General features: G+C 34.0%; 16 protein-coding genes. 13 read left to right on the top strand and 3 right to left on the bottom strand.

All coding sequences use genetic code 11. The annotated features are described in order from the left end of the window. Positions 1-4: 4 nt before the first annotated feature. From ROY99_13430 to ROY99_13370, 13 genes are all read left to right on the top strand, one after another. Positions 5-553, top strand: coding sequence for a BMC domain-containing protein (locus ROY99_13430; GenBank protein ID MDT3697379.1), 549 nt, complete (start codon positions 5-7; stop codon positions 551-553). Between the two features lie 30 nt (positions 554-583). Beyond that, the gene (locus tag ROY99_13425) at positions 584-1,108 is read left to right on the top strand and encodes a DUF6580 family putative transport protein (protein ID MDT3697378.1); all 525 of its coding nucleotides are present in this window, start codon (positions 584-586) and stop codon (positions 1,106-1,108) included. Between the two features lie 33 nt (positions 1,109-1,141). Further along, the gene (locus ROY99_13420; GenBank protein MDT3697377.1) at positions 1,142-2,305 is read left to right on the top strand and encodes an iron-containing alcohol dehydrogenase; all 1,164 of its coding nucleotides are present in this window, start codon (positions 1,142-1,144) and stop codon (positions 2,303-2,305) included. A gap of 281 nt (positions 2,306-2,586) precedes the next feature. Further along, a complete protein-coding gene (locus tag ROY99_13415; GenBank protein MDT3697376.1) occupies positions 2,587-6,363 on the top strand; it encodes a C25 family cysteine peptidase in 3,777 nt (1,258 codons plus the stop codon). Between the two features lie 105 nt (positions 6,364-6,468). After that, on the top strand, positions 6,469-7,668 hold the full coding sequence (gene pgsB / locus ROY99_13410) for a poly-gamma-glutamate synthase PgsB (GenBank protein ID MDT3697375.1): 1,200 nt from the start codon (positions 6,469-6,471) through the stop codon (positions 7,666-7,668). Further along, entirely contained in the window at positions 7,669-8,121 is a 453-nt protein-coding gene (pgsC, locus tag ROY99_13405) for a poly-gamma-glutamate biosynthesis protein PgsC (GenBank protein ID MDT3697374.1), read from the top strand. A 26-nt stretch (positions 8,122-8,147) separates the two neighbouring features. Next, a complete protein-coding gene (pgsW, locus tag ROY99_13400) occupies positions 8,148-9,290 on the top strand; it encodes a poly-gamma-glutamate system protein (GenBank protein ID MDT3697373.1) in 1,143 nt (380 codons plus the stop codon). Between the two features lie 23 nt (positions 9,291-9,313). Further along, entirely contained in the window at positions 9,314-10,225 is a 912-nt protein-coding gene (locus ROY99_13395; GenBank protein ID MDT3697372.1) for a hypothetical protein, read from the top strand. Between the two features lie 2 nt (positions 10,226-10,227). Beyond that, positions 10,228-11,358, top strand: coding sequence for an autotransporter outer membrane beta-barrel domain-containing protein (locus tag ROY99_13390; GenBank protein ID MDT3697371.1), 1,131 nt, complete (start codon positions 10,228-10,230; stop codon positions 11,356-11,358). A 23-nt stretch (positions 11,359-11,381) separates the two neighbouring features. Beyond that, positions 11,382-12,380, top strand: a complete 999-nt coding sequence (locus ROY99_13385; protein MDT3697370.1) for a hypothetical protein — start codon at positions 11,382-11,384, stop codon at positions 12,378-12,380. A 301-nt stretch (positions 12,381-12,681) separates the two neighbouring features. Then, the gene (locus tag ROY99_13380; GenBank protein ID MDT3697369.1) at positions 12,682-16,263 is read left to right on the top strand and encodes a S8/S53 family peptidase; all 3,582 of its coding nucleotides are present in this window, start codon (positions 12,682-12,684) and stop codon (positions 16,261-16,263) included. 150 nt (positions 16,264-16,413) lie between these two features. After that, on the top strand, positions 16,414-19,290 hold the full coding sequence (locus ROY99_13375) for a S8 family serine peptidase (protein MDT3697368.1): 2,877 nt from the start codon (positions 16,414-16,416) through the stop codon (positions 19,288-19,290). A gap of 111 nt (positions 19,291-19,401) precedes the next feature. Then, positions 19,402-19,899: a hypothetical protein gene (locus tag ROY99_13370; protein ID MDT3697367.1), complete on the top strand. Its 498-nt coding sequence runs from the start codon at positions 19,402-19,404 to the stop codon at positions 19,897-19,899. Positions 19,900-20,352: 453 nt separating this feature from the next. Here ROY99_13370 and ROY99_13365 read toward each other — a convergent pair whose 3' ends face one another. The 3 genes from ROY99_13365 to floA are packed head-to-tail and all read right to left on the bottom strand — an operon-like array spanning position 20,353 to position 23,993. Further along, complete coding sequence (locus ROY99_13365) at positions 20,353-22,350, bottom strand: ATP-dependent helicase (GenBank protein ID MDT3697366.1); 1,998 nt, start codon at positions 22,348-22,350, stop codon at positions 20,353-20,355. Then, positions 22,347-22,949, bottom strand: a complete 603-nt coding sequence (locus ROY99_13360; GenBank protein ID MDT3697365.1) for a hypothetical protein — start codon at positions 22,947-22,949, stop codon at positions 22,347-22,349. Before ROY99_13360 ends, ROY99_13365 begins: the two co-directional genes overlap by 4 nt. 54 nt (positions 22,950-23,003) lie before the next feature. Further along, positions 23,004-23,993, bottom strand: a complete 990-nt coding sequence (gene floA, locus ROY99_13355; protein MDT3697364.1) for a flotillin-like protein FloA — start codon at positions 23,991-23,993, stop codon at positions 23,004-23,006. Positions 23,994-24,120 lie beyond the last annotated feature (127 nt).

The raw sequence follows: 24,120 nt of genomic DNA, 5'->3' as shown, positions 1-24,120 counted from the left end.
GAATATGAAAGCTTCAATTGGATTAGTTGAATTATCAAGTATAGCAAAAGGAATCGAAGTATCAGATGCAATGTTGAAAAGAGCTCAGGTTAAGATGATAATTAACCGAACTATTTGCCCTGGTAAATATATGGTGTTAATAGGAGGGGATGTTGATGCTGTTAATGCAAGTGTTGAAACTGGTGTTGAGTTAGCACAGGAAGAGATTGTTGATCATTTTGTAATTCCAAATGTTCATCCATCAATTTTTCCAGCTATCAATGGAATAAACGCAATTGAAGAGTTAGATGCGTTAGGAGTTATAGAATCATTTTCAGTTGCTTCGATTATAGAATGTGCTGATGCAGCAGTTAAAGCAGCACCGGTCAGTTTAATTACTGTTTATCTTGCAATGGCTATAGGAGGGAAAGCTTATGTGATGTTAACCGGTGATGTTGGCTCTGTTAAAGCCGCAGTTGATGCTGGTGTAAATGTAATTAAAGAAAAGGGACTTCTTGTTAACAAAGTTGTTATTCCTTCTCCAAGGAAAGAAATTCTTAAACAATGGATTTAATTTAATCTAATAACTTAAAGGAGAAATAAAATGTTTTCGAGTTTGATTAAACCGAGATTTCTGGTTATTACAGTTATGATAATACTTGCCGCACTTGTCAGATTTATTCCGCATCCTCCAAACTTTGCACCTATTGCCGCATTAGCATTATTCGGAGGGAAATATTATGCTGATAAAAAGCTGGCTTTTGTTGTTCCGGTTTTTGTGATGATTATTACTGATGCTGTAATAGGTTTTCATTATTTAATTCCCGCAGTTTATATAAGTTTCCTGCTTATAGTGGGTATCGGAATAATGCTTCGGAAGTCAAACAAAGTATCATGGTTAATTGCAGGGTCAATTGCTGCCTCAACTTTGTTTTTTATTCTTACTAACTTTTTTGAGTGGTATGCAGGCATATTATACCCGCATACTTTTAGCGGATTGATTACTTGTTATGTAGCTGCAATTCCATTTTTCTTTAATACTTTAATTGCAGATATGTTCTTTGTTATTGCAATGTCTATGACATTTGAATTTTTGACAAAAAAATATCAGGTATTAGCAAAAGTTTAAATAACAATTTTAAGAAGTAAATAATAAATTAAAGTGCCAGGAACTTATCATATACCGACTACTAATCTTATTGAGCCGGGCTGTATTAAAAAAACAGGAGAGTGGACTAAGATTCTCGGAGGAGAAAATGCACTGATAGTTTCTTCACCCGATGAATTTGGCAAAAAACTGGGAAAGAAAGTCGAAGAAATTCTTTTTAATGATGGGATAAAATCTTGTTTATACTCCGGTGCTGGTTCAAATCCTACTGATGAAATGGTGATGCAGGGTGCAATAGAATTTAACAGCAACAAGTGTAACATAATAATTGCAATTGGAGGGGGAAGCGCAATTGACTGTGCAAAAGGAATTGCACTTGTAGCCCTTTCCGGAAAGAATATAGTAGAGTTCGAAGGTGTTAATAAATCTCTAAACAACGTTCCGCCGTTAATTGCAATCAATACCACTTCGGGTACCGGAAGTGAGGTATCATCATTTACTGTAATTTCTGAATCATTAAGCGGTCGCAAAATGACAATTGTTGATTGGCGGATTACTCCTGCTGTATCTATTAACGATGCAGAACTTGCTCTTTCAATGCCGAAGTCTTTAACTGCTGCTACTGGTATGGATGCATTTTCTCATGCAATTGAAGCAATTGTATCAAATAATTCAACTCCAATTACAGATGCTCTTTCTTTTGAAGCAATTCAACTGATAAATGAATGGCTGCCTGCTGCATTTGAAGATGGTCAGAATTTAAAAGCCCGGACAGAAATGTGTCACGGTGCTTTCTTAGCTGGTATAGCTTTTAACAATTCAGGATTAGGTTTAGTGCATGCCCTTTCTCATCCGGTAACTTCAATGTATGGATTTCCTCACGGTATTGTTAATTCTGTTTTACTACCTGCTGTGGTAAAGTTTAACATGGTATCCTCCATGAGTAAATATGCCAGGGTTGCAGCTGCTATGAAGGCTGCAATCTCCTGGCATACTGATTATGAAAACGCACAAAGGGTTATTCCTGCCATTATAAAACTTATTAAAAAATTGAACTTACCGGGTGGGCTTAAAGATTTGGGTGTTGATGTAAATGATATTCCTGTCTTGTCAAAAGCAGCAAATGATGAAATTGTCGGTCGTACAAATCCAAGAAAAGCAAACATAATAATGATCAATCAGATCTATAAAGATGCTATGCTTTTGCCAAAGATCTAACCATTATTAAACCATCAGTATTTATTAATCATTGCTTAATGTTTTGAGTATAGAGAATTTCACTTCCAATACTTACCTTGATAAACTTAGTTCAGCTAAATAAAAAATGATGTGTCCAGTAATTATTTAATTCAAGTTATTTGATATAATAAAGGAATCGTTTAATTTTTACGACAGAAATTTCTTGATTCCTTAATTCTTGATTCAAAAAATTCTTATAGAATCAGAAAGTAAATGATTGAGCATTAGTCTCTTATTAAAACATTATATCAGGAGAATCTATGAAAGTATTTAACTTACTTTTTATTTTTTTTCTAACCTGCCTGATAACGACACCAATAAAAGCCCAGTGGATTAGCATCGAAAATTATTCTTTACCTGGTTCAAATCCGGAAGTTCAACTAATCAGCAGTGATGCAGCCAGTTCGATCATAAAAGTTGACCTGCCTGGATATATGCTAAATCATTTTATGTATAAAGATAAATCCTATTACTCAATTGACATTGGAGACGAAGCAATCACAACCGAAGTAGGTTTGCCGGAAATTCCTCACATTGCTAAAATTCTTGCTATACCTGATTATGGTTCTGTAAGTGTAGAGGTTATAGAGACAGGAACTAAAAGTGTTGTCAGTGGTTTTAATATCTTACCTGCTCGTAACAGTTGGAAGGAAGGTAATCCCGAAACAGAATATATTGAAAACTCTGACTTCTATAAAAACGGTAATGTTTATCCATCAGAAATTGTTAGTGTTGATGAACCTGTAATTTTTCGTGATTTCAGATTAGTTCGTGTTTCAATATTTCCAATTAGATACTCGCCATCAAAAAATGAAATTGAAGCATTTTCATCAATAACTGTAAAAGTAAATTATTTACCCGGTGGAGGTGAGAATATTAAAACAACACCTCAAAGGAAAATAGCATCATCTTTTGATAAGATTTACAAGACAATGATTTTTAATTACGATGAAGTAATAAGAAGCCGATACGGAATTGGAGATGAAACTGCAAATGATCTTATGCTTTGTATTATGCCGGATTCTTATGTTAATACTTTTACTGCATATAAAGATTGGAAGATTTTAAGCGGGATGGAAGTAGTTGTAAAAAAATTCAGTGAGATTGGTGCTACTTCAAATACACCGGATGTTATTAAAAATTTTATTGCTGATGCCTATCATAACTGGCAGAAACCCCCAACACATATATTGCTTATAGGAGATGCCGGTGTTGCACCTACAAAAAATTATACTTCACAATATGATGGTTATACTTTTGTTAACGAAGATTATTTTGTTGAGATTGATGGTAATGATTTCTTCCCGGAAATGATAATCGGAAGATTTACCAATCAGAATACCAGTACTCTTCAGATATTAATAAACAAATTTATCGGATATGAAAAAACGCCTTACATTCAGGATAATACTTGGTTTAAAAAAGCGTTAGTTTGTTCTGATAGTCAATATCCTTCTCAAAGACAAACTAAAAGAACCACTGCTCAGTATATGCTGGAATACGGCAGTTTCGCAAAAGTAGATTCAATGTATGATGGTTATCCCTGTCCCGGAAATGTAAACACACTTATTAATTTTATAAATGACGGCCGAAGTTTTCTAAACTATCGGGGACAAGGCTGGGATTATGGATGGTGGACTTCACAAAATTGTTTTCCTTTTCGCACAACAAATATTAGTTCGATAAATAACGGACGTAAACTTACATTTGTTACAAATATTGGCTGTGGTACAGCTATGTTTAATTCGGGCAGCGGAAACTGTTTTGGCGAGCAATGGTTGGAACTTGGAACAGCAACCCAGCCAAGAGGTGCAATTGCTTTTGTTGGACCAACTTCAAATACACATACTACTTATAATAATAAAATTGATCTCGGAATTTATATGGGTATGTTTCAGGAAGGGCTTGATAGTCCAGGTGAAGCTTTGTTAAGAGGCAAGATAAATATGTACAACATCTTCGGTAATACCACTGCTGTTGCGCATCACTTTAAAGTTTATTGTATCCTTGGTGATCCTTCTATCCATATTTGGAAAAAGGTGCCAAGACCAATTACAATTGCTAACCCTGATACAATATATGTAGGTTTAAATCAAATTGAAGTTGTGGTTAAAGATTCAGTAACAGGTTTACAGATTCCAAATGCAAGAGTTACAATTACAGGTAATTCATTTTTTGTTACCGGTAAAACTAACTCATTAGGCAGTGCTTTAATTACTTGTTCTCCAGTTGCTGAAGGAACTTTAACGATTACTGTTAGCGGCGGAGCTATAATTCCAAAAAGCACTTTGATTGAAGTTGTTACAGGAACTGAAAATATTACACCAGGCTCTATTCCGAATGTAACAGATATTGACGGCAATAATGATGGGTTGGTTAATCCAAATGAACATTGCTCTATAACATATACTCTAAAAAATTGGGGAACAATTACTTCCAATAATGTTAGTGCAGTATTGACAATTACTGATTCAACAAGTAAAGCCGAAGTTCAGACTGTTGACTCAGTGTTATTTGGTAATATTGCACCAGGAGATTCTGCTGTCGGTCAGCCGTTTATAGTTTATATTAAACCCGATTGTCCGATTGGAGCAACAATTCCTCTGAAACTTTCTGTTTACAGCGAAACAAGTAGTTGGGAATATTTCCTAAATTTAACTACTCATGGCTGTAAACTCGAATACAAAGACTATGTAGTAGATGATGAAGGAAATATACTTAGAAATTTCCGAATGGATCCAGGTGAGACTGTAAAATTAAAAGTTAAACTGTTAAACTCAGGTGATGATCTTGCTGCTAATGTAAATGCAGTGTTAAGATCAGCTGATCAGTTTATAACCATCATTGATTCAATAGGTACATTTGGAACTTTGCTTAAAGATAGTTCAGCCTTCAACGATGCAGATTATTTTGAAGTTAAAATTGATGAGAGCTGTCCGGTACAATATGAAACCAGTTTTTTACTTTTATTACAGACAGAAAATGGTTTGTATCCCTATTCAATCGAAAAAAATATAACTTTACCCATTGCTATGCCTTCTGCATTAGATGCAACCGGACCAGACGCATACGGATATTATGCATATTCAAACAAAGATTTCTTATGGCATCAGGCACCGCAGTATAACTGGGTCGAAATTAATGGAATAGGTACAGAAATACCCAAACCTGCCAACAAAAATGATTTTACGCAGACAGTTACACTTCCATTTGCATTTAAGTATTATGGTCTAAATTTTAATCAGGTTAGAATTAGTAGTGATGGATGGATAGCATTTGGAAGCGGTGAAGAAACTGCTTTTGAAAATCAGATACTGCCGTTTAATGATGATATAAATAATATGATTGCAGCCTATTGGGACGATTTATTTACTAATACTGCTAATGCTGAAGCTAAATTACTTTACTATAGCGATCAGGAAAATCACAGATTTATTGTTGAGTGGCACAAAGTTCCACATTTTGCTGAACCTGATGAACTTGAAACATTTGAAATAATCCTTTTTGATCCGGTTTATTATCCTACTTCCACAGGTGATGGTGAAATACTTATACAATATAAAGATGTTGAAGAACCATCAAGTGTAACTGTGGGAATGGAAAACAACAGCCAGGATATCGGGCTGCTCTATCTGTTTAATGAAAGTTATGATATAACCGCAAATGAGCTTGAAAGTGAATTCGCAATAAAAATAACTACTGACATTCCGACGATTACATTTATTGATGAAGACACTAAAGGTAATAACCTTGCACCTGCTGATTTTTCTCTGGAACAAAATTATCCTAATCCTTTTAATCCGCAAACAAGGATCAGGTACAGTCTCCCTGAACAAGGATTTGTTGCGGTTAGAATTTATACAGTTGATGGTGAAATGATTAAAGAGCTTGTCAATTCAAATAAAAGAGCCGGAAACTATGAGGTAGTATGGGACGGTACAAATAATTACGGAATGAAAGTAAGCTCCGGTGTTTATTTCTATCAATTGGTTACTGATAAATTTATTCAAACAAAAAAACTTGTTTTGTTGAAGTAAAGCATCACTGTTATTATCGTTTGGACTTAGTTCTTAATTGATGATAACAGTAGTTTTTATTTTTTGCTGACAGATGTTTTTACTTAAAATATTTTAAATATTATTATGTATATATTTCTTCTGCTGCTCATAATGGTCCTTACAGTTTCTGTGTTAGGCATCATTGAATTTCATCTGCATCAAAAGAGAATATATTCAATCCCTATCAGGATTCACGTCAATGGTACAAGAGGTAAATCAAGTGTTACTCGTTTAATTGGCGCTGCTTTGACTGAGGGAGGCATAAGAACTATTACTAAAGTTACTGGAACTTATCCACGATTGATTCTTGAAGATGGAACAGAAGTTTCAATATTCAGAAAAGCCAATGCCAATATCATTGAACAGCTTGATATTGTAAAATTTGCTTTTAAAAGAAAAGCAGAAGCACTTGTTATAGAGTGTATGGCGCTTGAACCCCAGTATCAATCAATTACTGAAGAGAAAATGATCCATGCTACAATTGGTGTTATTACAAATATCAGACTCGATCATGTAGATATAATGGGTTATACTCTTACTGAAATTGCTAATGTGCTGGGCAGAACTATCCCAGGCAAACAGCATTTATTTACTGCCGAAAACCAGATCCCCGATGTATTAAGAAAAATTTCAAACGATAAAAAGTGTTCAATACATTTTTCAAATGTTGATGATGTTACAGATGAAGAAATGAGTCATTTCAAATATATTGAGCATAAAGAAAATGTTGCCCTGGTTCTTTTAATATGCAAACACCTTGGCATAGAACGATCAACCGCACTTAAAGGAATGTATAAAGCTAATCCGGATTCAGGTGCTTTGGTCCGTTATAATATTTCCGATTCAGGCAAAGAAATTATTTTTTATAATGGATTTGCAGCAAATGATCCGCAATCCACTTTAATGATCTGGCAAAAACTTGAAGCAGAGAAAAGATTTGTAGGTAATAAAATTCTGCTGCTTAATACAAGGCAGGATAGATTGGATCGTGCAAAACAATTAGCTGAAATGGTTGGTAAAGAGATTAACAATGATACAGATTTACTAATCCTAATAGGGCAGTCAACTGATGTAGTTGAATCTTTAACAAAAGATTTTGGATTTGAAAAAGATAAAATTGTAAATCTTGGCTGGACTGAACCGGAAAATGTTTTCAATTCAATTATCAATCTTACAAAAGACATATCAACTGTTTTGGCAATTGGAAATGTTGGCGGAATGGGAAATCCTGTTGTAGAATATTTTTTTAATAAAAGTTTAGCAATAGAAAACCGGAGTAATTAAATGATAGAGTTAGCCGTTACAATTGGATTGGTTTTCAGTTTAATATCTTATGAAATATTTGGCTTGGCTGCCGGCGGCATTGTTGTCCCCGGATATATTTCTTTGCAGCTCTCGCAGCCTGATAGACTGCTTGGAACAATTATAGTTAGTCTGGTAACATTTGCAGTAATTAAGTTGCTTGGCAGCTATACTTTTCTATATGGAAGACGTCAAATGGTTTTGAGTTTATTAATTGGTTGCTTGCTTGCCAATGCTTCAAGATATTTTTTAGCTATTGATCTTACAGCCAGTACCATTCAGTTACAGGCAGTCGGGTGGGTTATTCCCGGATTGATTGCACATTGGTTTGCTAAACAGGGTATCTTCAGAACGATTTGTGTTTTACTTATTACTTCAGTTCTGGTTCGGCTAATTGTTATTATTTTATTTAACGGTGAGCTATTCCCGGCATAATAAATCTCATACAGGATTATTAAATAATGTATCAGTTCAGTGCAAAATCTAAACGTGTATTAACAGTATTAACAGTTTTTTCTCTTGTTGCTTTTATAGTAGTTGAGCATTATAAAGTTGATTTTAAGAGAAAGTGGTACGATCAGAAATTAGAAGCATCACAACTTGCAAAAAGTTCTTTTGATTATCTGAAGAATTATCATTTGCAAAAAGGAGTGTTTATTGATGCAATCAATGACCCTAATGAAACTGCACTGATAGGTCAGGATATAACTCCGATTACAACCGACAGAGGATATATCGAAGCCAAATTAACAGCATTAAACCCAAACTTTGCTGCTGTTATTGTTGAGATGTTAAATGAAGCTGATATTATGCAGGGCGATAATGTTGCTGTTGCATTTACAGGATCAATTCCAGGTTTAAATGTATGTGTTATTTCTGCTCTTCAAACATTAAAACTTAATCCAATCATTATCACTTCGGTAGGTTCTTCCAACTGGGGAGCCAATAACCCGGATTTTACTTGGCTTGATATGGAAAGAATTCTTTTTGATGCCGGGATATTTAAATATAAATCTATTGCTGCTTCAATTGGTGGCGGACTTGACAGAGGCAGAGGGCTTAGTCCAGAAGGGCGTGATTTAATTTATGCAGCTATAAAAAGGAATAATGTTTTGTTTATTAATGAAGAGTATCTGGAAAGAAGTATTGAAAAAAGAATGGAGATATATAAAAAATATGCTGATAGTAAATCAATCAAAGCATTTATTAATGTTGGCGGCGGAATAGCAAGTTTAGGGTCAATTGAGAACACGCAATTTATTCCATCCGGATTGATTAAATCATTACCTGTTAAAAATTATCCATCTGCAGGTGTATTACTTAAAATGGCAGATAAAAAAATTCCAGTAATACATCTTTTAAATGTTAATCAACTTGCAGAAAAATATGGTTTACCTGTAAGCCCTAAGCCAATTCCACTTCCTGGCAGCGGAGAGGTGTTTGTAAAAAAACAATATAATGTTCTGCTTACAATCATTGTTACATCAATATTAATTGTGCTTATCGTTACTGTATTTATGTTAGAACAAAAAAGACATAAAATGGGAACTGAACAAGTAGAAATATTTAAACACAGCAGAACAAATAATATTGGTGAGATTTAGTCACTCAGAATTATGAGGTTTAAATGAAATTATTTTACCCAGCTTTACTTTTGCTCATTTCATCAATTTTGCTTTATGGGGCTGATAATGAAAGGAAATCAATCAAGCCTGATAACCCTTCCAAACCCGTTACAACGATTGTTTCAGGCAAAGAAAGATTGTATTATCCATTATCCAGTAAGAATGCTGCAATCATTTCTATCAAAGGTGCCGGTGAGTTTAAGATAATCACCCGTGCAAGATTCACTAACTCAGAACCCAATGACATCAAGTATATTATTGGTTATCGTGTTGACGGGGGTAAAAAAAATAAAATTGAATTCGACGGGATTAAAAGATCATTGAAAGCAATTTATAAAAATCAGTCACTTGGCATTCCTGGAGATGAAGGAATTATTTCATTTAAACTTGGTGCAGGCGAGCATAATATAAAAGTTTGGTTAGAATCATCTGATCCAAAAGTTGCAGCAAGGTTTATTTTCATACAAAAAGAGACAAAGAAAAAAAGCTGGGTTTCACTAACTCCAACTTCTAATAATGAACCTGTTAACCTTATCAGTAATGAAGATGAAGTTTTATATTACCGGTTTACTGATGAAAAACCTGTTAAGTTAAAAATAACAGGTCCATCTAAATTGAAATTCCTTCTTCGTGTTGAAAATGATTATTCGATGAAAGGAAGAACTGATTACAGACTTCAAATAAAAGAAGATTCGAAAGTCAAAAATACTTATCAATTAAGCAGCGTTCGTTCACAAACAGCAAAATACATGCACGAAAACACAAAAATACCCGGCAAAGCAAATGAAATTGTAATTGATGTTCCCAAAGGAAGCCATTCTTATCAATTAAATCTGCTCGATAAAAATAAATGCTCTTTGCTATGCAGAATTTTATTTCCTAAAAAAGATATTAAAAATGAATTTAAGGAATGATTATGAAAAGCTTTCCTGTTCAATTAATAAGTATAAGATTTTTAGTTTTAATTATTTTAATGATAACAATTAACAATCCGGTTATTGCGCAAAAGAAAAAAGTTAAAACAAGCAAAAGATGGTCGATGGAATTATCAATGCAGTCAGGCTATGATAATAATGCATTACGTTATTCTGATAAATATCTTCAGAGATTTAAAAACAATGAAGACAAGGGCAGATTTCATATAAAAAAATATGATGATCTGGTAATGGATTATACTGCACGCATATCATACTCAGAAAGATTTATAAAAAATATGCTATCAGTTTTTACAGCAAGAATTAATTATAACCAATATACATTCAATACAATTAAAACCTGGTATCAGATAGACTTAATGTATCAGCAGTATATAACACAAAAGACAAGTTTGATGTTTTCTTATTCATATTTACCTGAATTTTACGTTGCACACTTTAGAGATAATGATTGGGTAAAAATGTATGGTTATACTCCGATTACATTTCAGCCTTATACATTTTCTAAAAATGATTTTAGTTTCTGGCTTCAGCACAACTTTAATACAAACACTCGTGTAAGGGTTTATTTTTCTTTGATGAAGTATTATTACAACAAACATTTTACTGAATATGACAGCGATAATTATTTAACAGGTGTAAGAGTATCTCATAATTTAAGTCCACAATTATCTCTTGATGCTGCTTATAAGTTTGTCAGATCAAATGCAAAAGGATTTGATGAACTGGGCGAAGATAAATTAACTTCTGATGATGCTGATGCAACTTATAATGAACATAATATATCCCTTGGCGCAGCTTATAAAATGCCCCGAATATTTAACCTTGATAATAAAATTAATTTTTCTGTTGAATTATTCAGACGATATTATTTAACTGATAAAACTGTAACGGAAGATCAGCTGCATAGCGGCAGAAATGATTTAAGCTATCGTATAGGATTAAAATATGATTTTGCAATATTAAAAAATCTGACTACAGGTTTATATTTTAATTATGCTTTCAGAAATGCTCAAAGTTCAAACATCACAAATAACGAATTTATATCGGATGAAAAAGATTATGATCAGGCTAAGTGTGGTGTCAGTGTGTTATATAAACTTCAATTTTAAAAAAAGTACAGAAGGTTAATAAGATGAGAACAGTATTACTGCTTTTAATTTCTACAATTTTTTTTATTATCAGTTGTGGTTCGCCAAATGAACCAGAAGTATTTACAGATAATAATAACGGGTATGAAATAGTCAGCAAATTTGTAACATCAGGCTATGCCCAGGATATAATCAAAGAAGACTCATTATTATTTGTTGCTCAGGGCGAAGGAGGATTAGTAATAGTTAATATCAAAGATCCTTCAAAACCCAAACTCGTCTCAGAAGTAATTTCATCTTTGCGCGGATATTCATACAAAATTGCCGGCAAAGATAGTGTTGTATTTATAGCAGCAGGTAACTTTGGTGTATCGGTGGTTGATGTTTCTGATCCTGGCAATCCGGTTGTAACAGGTAACAATCTGCCAATGAAACCTGCAAAAAACCTGTTTGTTAAAGATGATTATCTTTTTACTGCTGTAAGTGAGCTTGGATTTAATATTGCTGAAATCAGCTTTCCCAATAGTCCAGATGTTAGAACAACAACTTTTACTCCAGGTTATGCACAAAGCCTTATTACTACTGATGATGATAAATACTTGCTTGTTGCGTGTGGTGAGCTTGGTTTTGCTATGATGGACATTTCTGATTTTCAGGATGGATTTGGGCTTTATTCTGTTGCGGGCTGGCTTGATACACCGGGTTATGCTGTAGATGTGATAACTCATCCTTCTAAACCAGTTGCATTTTTAGCTTGTGGAACAGGAGGCTTGGTAATTATTGATTATGCTGATACGTTAAATTTAAAAGTACTTAGTGTGTTTAATACTGGCGGATATGCAAAAGAACTGGCATATAAAGACGATAAAATCTTCATAACAACTGAAACAAGAGGGCTTCAAATAATTGATGTATCAGATTTATCAAAGCCAAAACGTATTGCAGCAGTAACTACTAAATATGCTATGGGAATTTATGTTGAAGATCAGTATGTGTATGTAGCTGATCAGCAGGAAGGAATTGTTATAGTTAAAATACCATAATGAATAAATATTAGAATTTTTACTTAACAACATTGAGCTGAACTAATAGTACTTATTCTTAACAAACTATCGCCGTGTTTGAATTAAAAGAAAATAATCTTTTAATTTATTTTCTTGTATCTTTTATAAAATGATTATAGTTTCAGTTGCGAAATTGAAATTGTTTTTCTTTAACTAATCAGGTTATTATTGTTTTCATATACATTATCCGGTTTAATAATTTCCTTAACCTTTTTACTTATTATCCCCCAAGTTTTTAAGTATTTAATCAACATTAATCACTATATAAATAAGGACCAATATGAAAAGAAAGTCTTTACGTGTTAAACTACTGTTTCTATTTTTGTTTGTAGGAATAGTACTAGGCTTCAAATTCAGTAATGAAGAATTTGTTGACTTCTATTATTATCAGGGTAAACCTTTTAAGCTAACACAAAAATCTGATGCTGTGTTTATTATATTGAATGAAAATGTAACAGCATCTTCATTCATAAAATTAATTTCATCTTTTCCTGAAATCAAATCCGGAGCAGATTTTAATGTAAAGGATAGAAAAGATTTTGTTCTGCTTAACAATCCTTTGACAAACACTGAAGTTAGTTCACTCTTAGGAAAGCTTAGACAAAATCCGGAGATTAAATATGCTTCAATAGTGTTTTCTCCCGATGAAGGTAAGACACTGATAGGAGTTCAGGATGAAATTTTGGTTCAATTCAAACCTGAATATTCATCAAATCAGATATCAGATTATCTGAGATCAAATAATCTAAAAGTATTAGAAGAGCTTAAGCTTGAAGGCGGCAAGAGCTATAAACTACAAACCTCAGTTTCAGATTTTCCAATTTCAGCAGCAAATGCACTATATGAGAGCGGTATGGTAAACTGGTCTGAGCCAAACTTATTTTTTACAAACCTGATTACCTATATGCCAAACGATCCGCTTGTAACTAGTCAGTGGTCGATTAGAAACACAGGTCTCAATATTCCAACAGGAATAGTAGGCACACCTGGCTGTGATATGAATGTAGATAGTGCCTGGAATATTTCTCTTGGAAATCCAGATGTAATTATATCAGTAAGCGATACAGGCTGCGATACATTGCACGTAGATCTTGCAGCTAATTTCATCCCCGGTACAGGAAGAAATTTTTACAATAACACTATCGGTGGTTTTGATGATATGGGGCACGGCACAAGTTGTGCGGGAATAATAGCTGCAGTAGGTAATAATGGAATTGGTATATCAGGCATCGCACCTCTTTGTAAAATGTTACCTGTAAAGTGGATGAATTCACAGGGAGGTGGTGACTATGCCGGAGCAACAAATGCAACTGTTTATTCTTATCAGGCAGGTGCCTGGGTAATCAGTAACTCCTGGGGTTTTCAGAATGGTGCGAGTTCAGCATTGGATAATGCAATAGCAGATGCAAAGAACTTAGGCAGAGGCGGCAAGGGGTCTTTGTTTGTAGTTGCATCAGGTAATGAAAATGGAGCGATGAGATTTCCGGCAAATACAAATCCTAATGTTTTAGTCGTTGGTGGAATAAGTCCTTGTAATCAGCGTAAATCATTTAGCAGTTGTGATAACGAAAGTTTTTGGGGTGCAAGTTATGGTTCTAATTTGGATATCGTGGCGCCCTGTGTAAAAATATATGCAACAGATATAACAGGTAGTGGCGGATTTACAAGCGGAGACTATGATCCGGAGTTTAATGGGACCTCAAGTGCAACACCTAATACAGCAGGTGTATGTGCTTTAATACTATCAGTAGATCCAAATTTAAGATGGGATTCTGTAAGAGTAAGAATAGACAGAACAGCAGACAGAGTTGGTTCTTATTCATATACACAAGTGGGGCCTAGAAATCTTTCCAGATGGAATAATGAGATGGGTTATGGAAAAGTGAATGCTTATAAAGTATTACTTGAGACATTAAACTTAATGGGACCTGTAATTGAGCACGTACCATTAGAAAACACAGAACAGATCACAGGTAATTACACCATTAACTGTTCAATTACTTCAGCTTCTTCAACAGTAGATCCATCAAGTCTGAAGTTATTCTGGTCAAAAGATAATCCGTCAATAACCGACAGTGTTATGCTGACAAATACAAGCGGCAGCAACTATACAGCAGATATCGTTGGTTCAGGTGCAGGTCTGTACAGATATTACATAAAAGCACAGGATATACTCGGAAGAAAATCTACAAGTCCATTAAATGCTCCTTCAAATTTATATTCATTCGAAGCAGCAACAGATTTAGTTCCTCCTGCAATTACACATACTGCATTAGATAATACACCAAAACAAAGATGGCCGTTAGATATTACAGCAAATATTACTGATAATATTGGCGTTGGATCTGTTGTTTGTGAATTTAGAATTAATAATGGTTCAATTACTACTGTAACTATGAACCTTGTAAATAACAATACTTATAAAGGTACCTTTACCGGAACAGTTAATATTGGTGATTTTGTTGAATACAGAATTAAGGCAACTGATAATTCAGCTCAAAGTAATGTTGGTTATCATCCCGCATCTGGATATCATTCATTTAATATAACTGATGTAATAGGCTTAGTACTGGTAATTGATGATGACGCTACTTACGAAAACAGAATTTCACCTGATAAAGAATTTCACGAAGCAGATTTTTTAACTCCGCTAGGTGCATCAGCAACATTGTTTACTAATACATTAAATGATGCTGGTTATCTGGCTGAACAAGTTACTTTCAGTGCGTTTAATCCAGCAGATTTGAATAACTATGATCTTGTTATTTTATCAGCCGGGTTAAATGAAGGAACTATGTTCAATAATCAAACAAAGAGAACTGCAATTACAAACTGGACTTTGGCAGGTGGTAAAACATTAGTTGATGGCGGTGAAGTCGGTTACATATATAGAAAATCAGGAAATACAACTGATCTTGACCCGCTTTTCAGAAGGAATGTATTAAATGATAGTACCTGGGTTAGTGATCGCAGTGGTGCAAGTATTCAGATTGTAACAACAACTCATTCAATATTCACTATGCCAAATGCTATTACTGGTCCCATTGCGGTTAATAACGGAGGCACTAATGGCTGGGGGACAAGAGATGAAGTTACTTTGTTGAATAAAATTGGTGTCAGCAGAATAGCAAACTGGACAGGCGGTACTGCTTCCAATGCTGGTATTATTATTCATAGCCCTGGTAATGACACATCAAAATGCAGAAATATATTCTTTACATTTGCAGTATCACAAATAGCAAATCAAACAGTTGCTGCAAATCTGATAGAAAATACAGTCGCATATTTATTCAGAGATATTATTCCTGTTGAGCTTACTTCATTTAATGCTGTATCAGCTGGTAACTCAGTAAATCTGATTTGGAATACCGCAACTGAATTAAATAACAGTGGTTTCGAAATTCAGCGAAAATCCAATAACAGTGAATGGAACAATATTGGTTTTGTTGCAGGCTTTGGTACAACAACAGATCCAAAATCATATTCATTTATTGATAACAATCTTAAAGTTGGAAGTTATTCGTACAGACTAAAGCAAATAGATTTTGACGGATCATTTTCTTACTCACAAGTGGTTAATGTAGATATAACTGCTCCATTACAATTCAGTTTGGAACAGAACTATCCAAATCCATTTAATCCGTCAACAATGATAAATTATTCCATAGCTAAAGATGGACTGGTAAAAATATCAGTATTCAATCTGCTTGGCGAAAAAGTAGCAACTTTAGTGAATACAAATCAAACAGCAGGAAGTTATGAATTAAAATTTGATGCTTCATCACTGTCTAGCGGAATATATTTCTATTCAATTGAAGCTGGTGATTTTAAAGCAGTGCGTAAGATGATGTTGATGAAATAATATTTGTTCATTCATACTTTCTGAAAAGAGATAGTATATACATTTAAAAAAATTAAAGCGAGCTTAGACAGCTCGCTTTCTATTTGTATAAAATATTTTAAGCAAAGTGTCAGCTTTTTTTATATCTTTAAATACATAATAGGAGATTTTATGATGAGAAAAACATTCACAATTTTCGCATTAGGGATGGTTTTATTCTTAAGTTTTGTTGTTACTGCACAAACCATCGAACAAAAAAACTGGTTAATTGAAAATTCATCCAGAATTAAAAAAATTGAAGACTTGAAAAAAGCAGAAGCAGATTCATTAGCAAAAATTTATGGGATGCCCATTTTGGAGACTTTAAGTAATGGTGCAATTATAGAATTACAAAGTTTTGAGAATGGCATGCCAAATTATCATATGACTGATAATATTAATGCCGCTGCTACCATATCCACCAGATATTTATGGGATAATGGAGGAGGAGGTTTTTCACTTTCAGGTATCGGTCAGGTAATTGGATTATGGGAAGCAGGCAATGGAATACCATTACTGACGCATCAGGAATTATCTGGCAAAGTAACTCAAAGAGATGCAGGCGGTACCTATACTGATCATGCTACTCACGTTGCCGGTACTTTGGTTGCAACTGGAATTGTTTCTAATGCAAGAGGTATGTCTAAAATGGGTAAGATAGATGCATATACTTCTGGTAATGATTTAAGTGAGATTATGAATGCTGCTGCAAATGGTTTAAAAGTATCTAATCACTCCTATGGATCCATAAGAGGCTGGGTATATGATTATCGTAATGACGGTAAGTGGGCTTGGTTTGGAACACCGTCTATCAGCGAAACTGAAGATTACCTGTTTGGGTTTTATTCTACTACTTCTGCCTCGTGGGATTATTTTTTGGTAAACGCACCAAATATTTTAGTTTGTAAAAGTGCTGGTAATGATAGAGGCGATGGACCTACCAGTGGAACTGCTCATTGGGTTTTAGTTAATGGTAACTGGGTCTGGTCTTCAACTGTTAGAGAAAAAGATGGAGGTATTGATGGTTATGATTGTATCAATGATGGAGTTGGCATTTCAAAAAATGCACTGACTGTTGGAGCAGTAAATGATATTGTCAATGGATATAATTCACCGTCAGATGTTGTTGTTACATCCTGGAGTAACGAGGGTCCAACTGATGATGGAAGAATAAAACCTGATATTGTAGCAAATGGTACTGATTTGTATTCCTCTACTAACACTTCAAATACAGCTTATGAGAATATGAGTGGTACTTCTATGGCTTCACCAAATGCTGCTGGTTCAGTTGCTTTGATATTAGAACAGCAAGCTGCATTAAATGGTTCAACAAATTATCTCCGTTCTTCAACAGTTAAAGGTTTGATTATCAATACTACAGATGAAGCCGGTACCGCACCGGGTCCGGACTACAGGCACGGTTGGGGATTGATGAACACTTATAGAGCAATTCAATTATTAACCTTAAATCATGAAGTTGGTGGTAATCAATTAATAAGAGAACTTACATTAAATCAGAGCGGCGTTGAACAATTTACTGTTGAATCTAATGGTAGTGAACCACTAAAAGTTACAATTTGCTGGCTTGACCCATCTGGTACACCGGCACAAGCTTCTCTAAATCCTGCAAATCTTATGCTTGTTAATGATTTGGATTTAACTGTAACAGCTCCTAATTCAACTGTATATTATCCCTGGGTGCTAGATCCGGCAAATCCATCAGCTGCTGCTACTACCGGAAATAACTTCAGAGATAATGTTGAACAGGTTTATATTGAATCACCTGTTGCTGGCACATATACGATCAAAGTTGGACATAAAAATAATTTAGCAACCGGTTCACAAAAATTTTCAATTATAATTAGTGGAACAGTTGTACCTGTTCCTGATATTGTATCCTTAGTTGAACCAGTAAATAATGCACAGGGAATTTCAAGTATTCAGGTATTATGCAAGTGGACAAGAGCACCTAAAAGTATGAGATATGAACTTCAAGCTTCTTTAGATTCAACTTTCAATACAGGCGTTATTAGTGTGCTCAGTAAAACTGTAACAGCTTCATTAACTAACTTACCAGAATTATCAGTTGTGTACTGGAGAGTCAGAGCAATTAATAGCGGTGGAATTGGTGCTTGGTCAGCTGTTAATAAATTCACAACAACTTATGCTCTTCCTTCACCACCAACTTTGTTAATACCAGCTAATAACTCTGTTCATCAAAACATTGATCAAGTGTTTCAGTGGGAAGATGTTTCAAATGCAACTGAATACAGATATCAATTGTCCAATAATGTTCCTTTTTCAGATATAATTATTGATACTATTTTGTCAGATAACTCATACCCGGTTGATGATTTACAAGAAGGTAAAAAATTATATTGGAGAGTAAGTTCTATAAATCCTTCAGGTACAAGCGCCTACTCACCAAAAAGTAATTTTACAACAAAGTTAAAAAGCCCTGATAGCTTGACTGTTAATGTTAACTTAAATAATGATGTTGTTTTAGATTGGCTTGATAAGTCATCTGTTGAAACCAATTATTTTATTCTGAGAAGAACCGAGTCTTCAAGTTTTACTAAATTAGATTCACTGGGAGCAAATCAAACTTCATATATTGATACTTCTGCTCAATTTGGAGTGGGTTATCATTATGCTGTTTATTGCAGAAATTCAACTGCTTTTTCTGATACAACTGAATCAGCTTTAATTGTTGTAAGTGTTGAAAAAGAAGAGGATCTTTTACCAACGGAATACTCATTAAAACAAAACTACCCGAATCCGTTTAATCCTAATACAGTAATAAAGTATTCGCTAGCACAGGATGGATTTGTAAACATTGCAGTATTCAACCTGCTTGGTGAAAAAGTTGCAACACTTGTAAATACAACTCAAAGAGCTGGTAATTACGAAGTAAATTTTAATGCTTCATCACTATCAAGCGGAATATATTTTTATTCGATGGAGTCCGGTGATTTTAAATCAGTTAGAAAAATGTTGTTGATGAAATAATTTTTATGTAAGACATCAGAGGTTAAATGTGAAATGAAAAGCGAGCCATTTGGCTCGCTTTTTTGTTACGAATTCCTCATTTTTAAATAACAATTTTAGAGTAATAAAATGATGTCCGATAAAAAATTTATTCGTGATGTCTTTTTAGTTCAGACATTTCAGAATTATTTTCAAATCTATGTTAGAATATTATTGGCTTTGACAATAATAATTGCATTGTTGATTTATATTGTTAGAAGAACGGGCGGTGTTTTAGATAATATGGTTAATCCTTTAGCAAGGATTTTAATAATAATAATAGCTTCAACTGCGGTTATTTTTATACCTTACATATTATATGTTCTTATTAAAGAAAATCGAAAAGGCTGGATTTCCTTTCTGATAATAATCGTAGTAATTCCTTTTTTGTTTGTCTCCTTGATTTTTCAAATTTCAGTGTTTTACAATATGGCAGCAAGCGTCCCGGTTTATTTGTATGCTTTATATTGTTATCTATTAAAAGCCCAAATAAGTGAATGGCTTACTGAATATTACGGACATCAAAACAGATTAGAACAAAAAAGATTAAAAGAAGAAGAATCGGAAAGACTTAAGAATGGTCTGTTTTAGCAAGGGGTGATACTAGTGAAAGAAAATAAAAATCTCATTAAAAATTATGATATAGTTCAAAGATTCAGGAATATTTTATTTTATGAATTAAGATTTGTAGATGGATTTTCGCTAGTGGGTGTATTTTACTTCTTAGGTTTTGCTCAAAGTTGGTTGGAATTGCTATTCCAATTCTTTTAATAATAATAACATTTTTTTTGTTGAAGCATTAATTCTTATTCCGCTGATGTCATTTTATATTTATTGCTATCTGATAAAATTTTAAGTTGATAAATGGCTTGCAGATTATAACTGGCATCAGGAAAGATTACAGCAAAAAAGGGAAGAGAAGAACGAATTAAGAATGAGATGATTCTCTGATGAAAGACGAGAGACGAAAGAAGAAAGAAGTAAGACAAAAACAAACAATACATTTATATTCCAATACCCCAGAACTCCACTGCTAAATTTGAGTTAAGACTCTTCCTCCAGCAGCCAGCCTTCTGCCAAATCAGGAGAAATATCTGAAATGAATCGTGATGGCTTTGATAATGTCATTCCTGCTTCCCTATCATAAAGATTCATTGGGTAAGTTATAAACAAATTATTCTTTGCTCGGGTTGAAGCAACATACATTAGTCTTCTTTCTTCTTCTAATGAATCTAAATTCTCAACTGATCTTGCAGAGGGGAAGTAGCCCTCAACAGCGTGAATTATAAAGACTGAATGCCACTCCAATCCTTTAGCAGAATGAATCGTGGAAAGCGTAACATATTCCTCTTCTTTATCAGTTGCATCAACATCAACAACACTTTCAATTATCGGTTCAATTGCCATATCAGAAAGCAATGAATCAACCGAAGTATAATTCTCTACAATATTCTGAAAAATCTCTAAATCTTTTTTGCGTTTGTTCCAATCATCATAGTTAGCTTTGAATAATTCCCAGTAATATTCATAAACTTTCTGCACCATTTCAGAGGGAATATATTTTTTCTTTTGAAGTTCGTATAAAAGATAAAACAATGGACCAAGTTTATGATGTTTAAACTCAGGCTGATTATCGGGTTCTGCTTTTATTGTGATCCGGGCTTTTGCCAGTTCATCCAGAATACGCTGTGCTGTTTTTGGTCCAACACCTTCGTGTAAAAGCAAAACTCTATACCAGCTGATAACATCTTTGGGATTAACAACAATTCTAAGAAATGCCATAACATCCTTAATGTGTGCAGTTTCAACGAATTTCATTCCGCCAAATTTCTGAAAGGGAATATTAGCTTTTGAAAGTTCAAGCTCCAGATCAAACGAAAAGAAAGATGAACGGAACAATACAGCAATATCTCTTAACAGAACACCTTCTTCTCTTAGATCAAGAATTTTTTCTACAATAAATTTAGATTGAAGATTATCAGTTGTTGCTGCAACAATATTCGGCAATTGTCCGCTGCCACGTCTTGTATAGAGGTCTTTTTTATACTTTTCAACAGCTGCTTCGTTAATGCGGTTTGCAAAATCCAGAATAGATTGAACACTTCTGTAATTTTCTTCAAGTTTGATAATCTTTACATCATTAAACAGTTTTGGGAATTCCATAATGTTATGAAAATCAGCTCCGCGGAAAGAATAAATCGCTTGTGAATCATCACCAACAACCATAACATTTTTATTATACTTAGCCAATCCTTTTACAATTTCTGCTTGTAAGTGATTAGTATCCTGATATTCATCAACCATTACAAATTTTATTTCAGAAAGTAGAGCTTTAACAGCAGGACTTTCAGTTTTTAGAAATTCGAGTAAATAAATTAACAGATCATCATAATCCAGAAGGTTATTACTTCTTTTATATTTAATAAATATTTTCCGGATTTCTAAAATCTTATCAAGCAATGGAATAAAGTGCGGATAATCATTTTCAATTATTTCTCCAACTTTCTTTCCGGTATTGACACTTAAACTATAAACTTTATTAAGTGTTTGTTTATTCGGAAATCTTCTGTCTTTTGTAAGAAATACATCCTGGGCACGGATAAGATTTATTATATCTTCACTATCACCCTGGTCAAGAATAGTAAAAGCAGAATCAAGCCCGATTGCCTTGGCATATTTTCTTAAAGTTAAATTTGCAAACGAGTGAAAAGTTCCGCCTCTGATTCTTGAACAACGGTCATCAAGCAGCATTGCTGCACGCTTCATCATTTCATTAGCAGCTTTACGAGTAAAAGTTAAAAGTAAAATAGAATTTGGATCATAGCCAAGTTCGATTAATCTGGCAACACGATAAACAAGTGTCCTTGTTTTACCTGTTCCGGCGCCGGCAATAATCAAATAACACCCGCTGACTGCAGATGCTGCTTCAAACTGTGAAGCATTTAATTCTTCAATATAATTAATTGTAAAACGGGCTTCGTCAATTTTATTAACCAAGCCCGTTTGTGATGTTCTTTTTAAAACATATTTCTTTTGATTCATCTTCGCAGTGCTTTAGGCTTTCCTAAAATTTCTGAAAATAAAATATATTCTCTGATTGTAACAGGATTTTTTAATTTAAGATTAACATCAGAGACATTAACTCTTTGTTTGTTACGGCTGGATAAAAGTCTTTCAAAGTTTTTAGCATCTGCTTCTGTTTTTGGACTGATTGCTTTTGGCTGACTTGTAACAGTTTTCCTGCTTGTTATTCTTGTATCGTAAGTTCCTCTTGAGCCAATGGGTTTTCTATCCTCAACACTTTTTTGTAATCTTGTATCGTTTGCAAGATCAAGGTTCTTATCTTCTATTTCCGTTTCTGAATACTCATAAGATTTTTTGACCTTAGGAGGCTGCGGTTTAGGAATGTTTATTTCACCTTTAAAAAGATTTTCAAGCTCCTTAAGAATATCATATTCATCCCTTTTTTGTGTAATCACCTCAGGTTCAGATTTTGATGTTTGCCTCAAAGAGATGTTTCCATCTGCAGTTTTATTTTTATGCACAGGGGTTTTCTTCGGAGGCTCTTTCTTTTTAAAGAAGGAGCTTAAGAAACTGAAAATTATGATTCCCCAAATAAGGTATTGAAATAAATCATCCATCAGGCTTCTCTAATTCTTAATTAAACTGTTATTTATTTTCATTTCGGATACGCTTTATGAATCAGTTTTTTTCTTTTCTTCTGGCTGTGCTATTGAAGTTCTCATTTCAGTATCTGCCTGAATATTTCTAAGATTATAGTAATCCATAACACCAAGCTTTCCATTTCTGAATGCATCAGAAATTGCACGCGGAACTTCTGATTCTGCCTCTACAACTTTTGCTTTCATTTTAGCAACTTCGGCAATATTTTCCTGCTCTGTTGCAACTGCAGCAGCACGTCTTTCTTCAGCTTTAGCACGGGCAACTTTTAAGTCAGCTTCTGCCTGATCAGCTTGAAGAATTGCACCGATATTCTGACCAATATCAACATCAGCAATATCAATTGATAAAATCTCAAATGCTGTTCCGCTGTCTAATCCTTTTGCCAAAACTGATTTGGATATTTTATCAGGGTTCTCAAGTACATCTTTGTGTGATTCACTCGATCCAATAGTTGACACAATTCCCTCGCCAACTCTTGCTAGTACAGTAGCTTCACCAGCACCGCCGACTAATCTTTCAATGTTGGCACGAACAGTAACTCTTGCCATCGCTTTTAATTGGATACCATCCTTTGCTACAGCAGAAACCATTGGTGTTTCGATAACTTTAGGAACAACAGACATTTTAACTGCTTCTAGAACATCTCTTCCTGCAAGATCAATTGCTGTGGCTCGTTCAAATGTTAATCCAAGATTAGCCTTATCTGCAGAGATAAGTGCATTGATTACTTTTGTAACATTACCGCCGGCAAGATAGTGTGCTTCCATTTTTGCCTGGTCAACTGATAACCCGGCTTTTGTAGCTGTTATCATATTTCTTACAATTAAAACCGGCGGAACTTTTCTTAATCTCATTCCAATAAGATCCTTAACAATTTTTACTCTTACACCAGAAAAGTAAGCAGTTATAAATAATCCCAAAGGAACGAAATAGAGAAATAAGAATAAGAAGATTATAATTGCTATAATAACTATGAGTGATAATCCTGTTAATGCTTCCATTTATTCTCCATTGATTTGTTGAAATATATTTTCAGATGAATTATCTGTCGTATTGACTACTATTAAGATTTTATGACGTTAAAAATATCATTTTAACAGAAAAATTTTTCTTTTCAATATGAAATTA

The sequence above is a fragment of the Ignavibacterium sp. genome (genome assembly GCA_032027145.1).
Lineage (GTDB): Bacteria > Bacteroidota > Ignavibacteria > Ignavibacteriales > Ignavibacteriaceae > IGN3.
The sequence above is the reverse complement of the archived record's forward strand: the minus strand, read 5'-3'. Positions and strand labels throughout refer to the sequence as shown.

Coding starts and splice junctions, on each gene's coding strand:
- ROY99_13430 (MDT3697379.1), top strand. CDS start 5: ATGAAAGCTTCAATTGGATTAGTTGAATTATCAAGTATAGCAAAAGGA.
- ROY99_13425 (MDT3697378.1), top strand. CDS start 584: ATGTTTTCGAGTTTGATTAAACCGAGATTTCTGGTTATTACAGTTATG.
- ROY99_13415 (MDT3697376.1), top strand. CDS start 2,587: ATGAAAGTATTTAACTTACTTTTTATTTTTTTTCTAACCTGCCTGATA.
- pgsB (MDT3697375.1), top strand. CDS start 6,469: ATGTATATATTTCTTCTGCTGCTCATAATGGTCCTTACAGTTTCTGTG.
- pgsC (MDT3697374.1), top strand. CDS start 7,669: ATGATAGAGTTAGCCGTTACAATTGGATTGGTTTTCAGTTTAATATCT.
- pgsW (MDT3697373.1), top strand. CDS start 8,148: ATGTATCAGTTCAGTGCAAAATCTAAACGTGTATTAACAGTATTAACA.
- ROY99_13395 (MDT3697372.1), top strand. CDS start 9,314: ATGAAATTATTTTACCCAGCTTTACTTTTGCTCATTTCATCAATTTTG.
- ROY99_13390 (MDT3697371.1), top strand. CDS start 10,228: ATGAAAAGCTTTCCTGTTCAATTAATAAGTATAAGATTTTTAGTTTTA.
- ROY99_13385 (MDT3697370.1), top strand. CDS start 11,382: ATGAGAACAGTATTACTGCTTTTAATTTCTACAATTTTTTTTATTATC.
- ROY99_13380 (MDT3697369.1), top strand. CDS start 12,682: ATGAAAAGAAAGTCTTTACGTGTTAAACTACTGTTTCTATTTTTGTTT.
- ROY99_13375 (MDT3697368.1), top strand. CDS start 16,414: ATGATGAGAAAAACATTCACAATTTTCGCATTAGGGATGGTTTTATTC.
- ROY99_13370 (MDT3697367.1), top strand. CDS start 19,402: ATGTCCGATAAAAAATTTATTCGTGATGTCTTTTTAGTTCAGACATTT.
- ROY99_13365 (MDT3697366.1), bottom strand. CDS start 22,350: ATGAATCAAAAGAAATATGTTTTAAAAAGAACATCACAAACGGGCTTG.
- ROY99_13360 (MDT3697365.1), bottom strand. CDS start 22,949: ATGGATGATTTATTTCAATACCTTATTTGGGGAATCATAATTTTCAGT.
- floA (MDT3697364.1), bottom strand. CDS start 23,993: ATGGAAGCATTAACAGGATTATCACTCATAGTTATTATAGCAATTATA.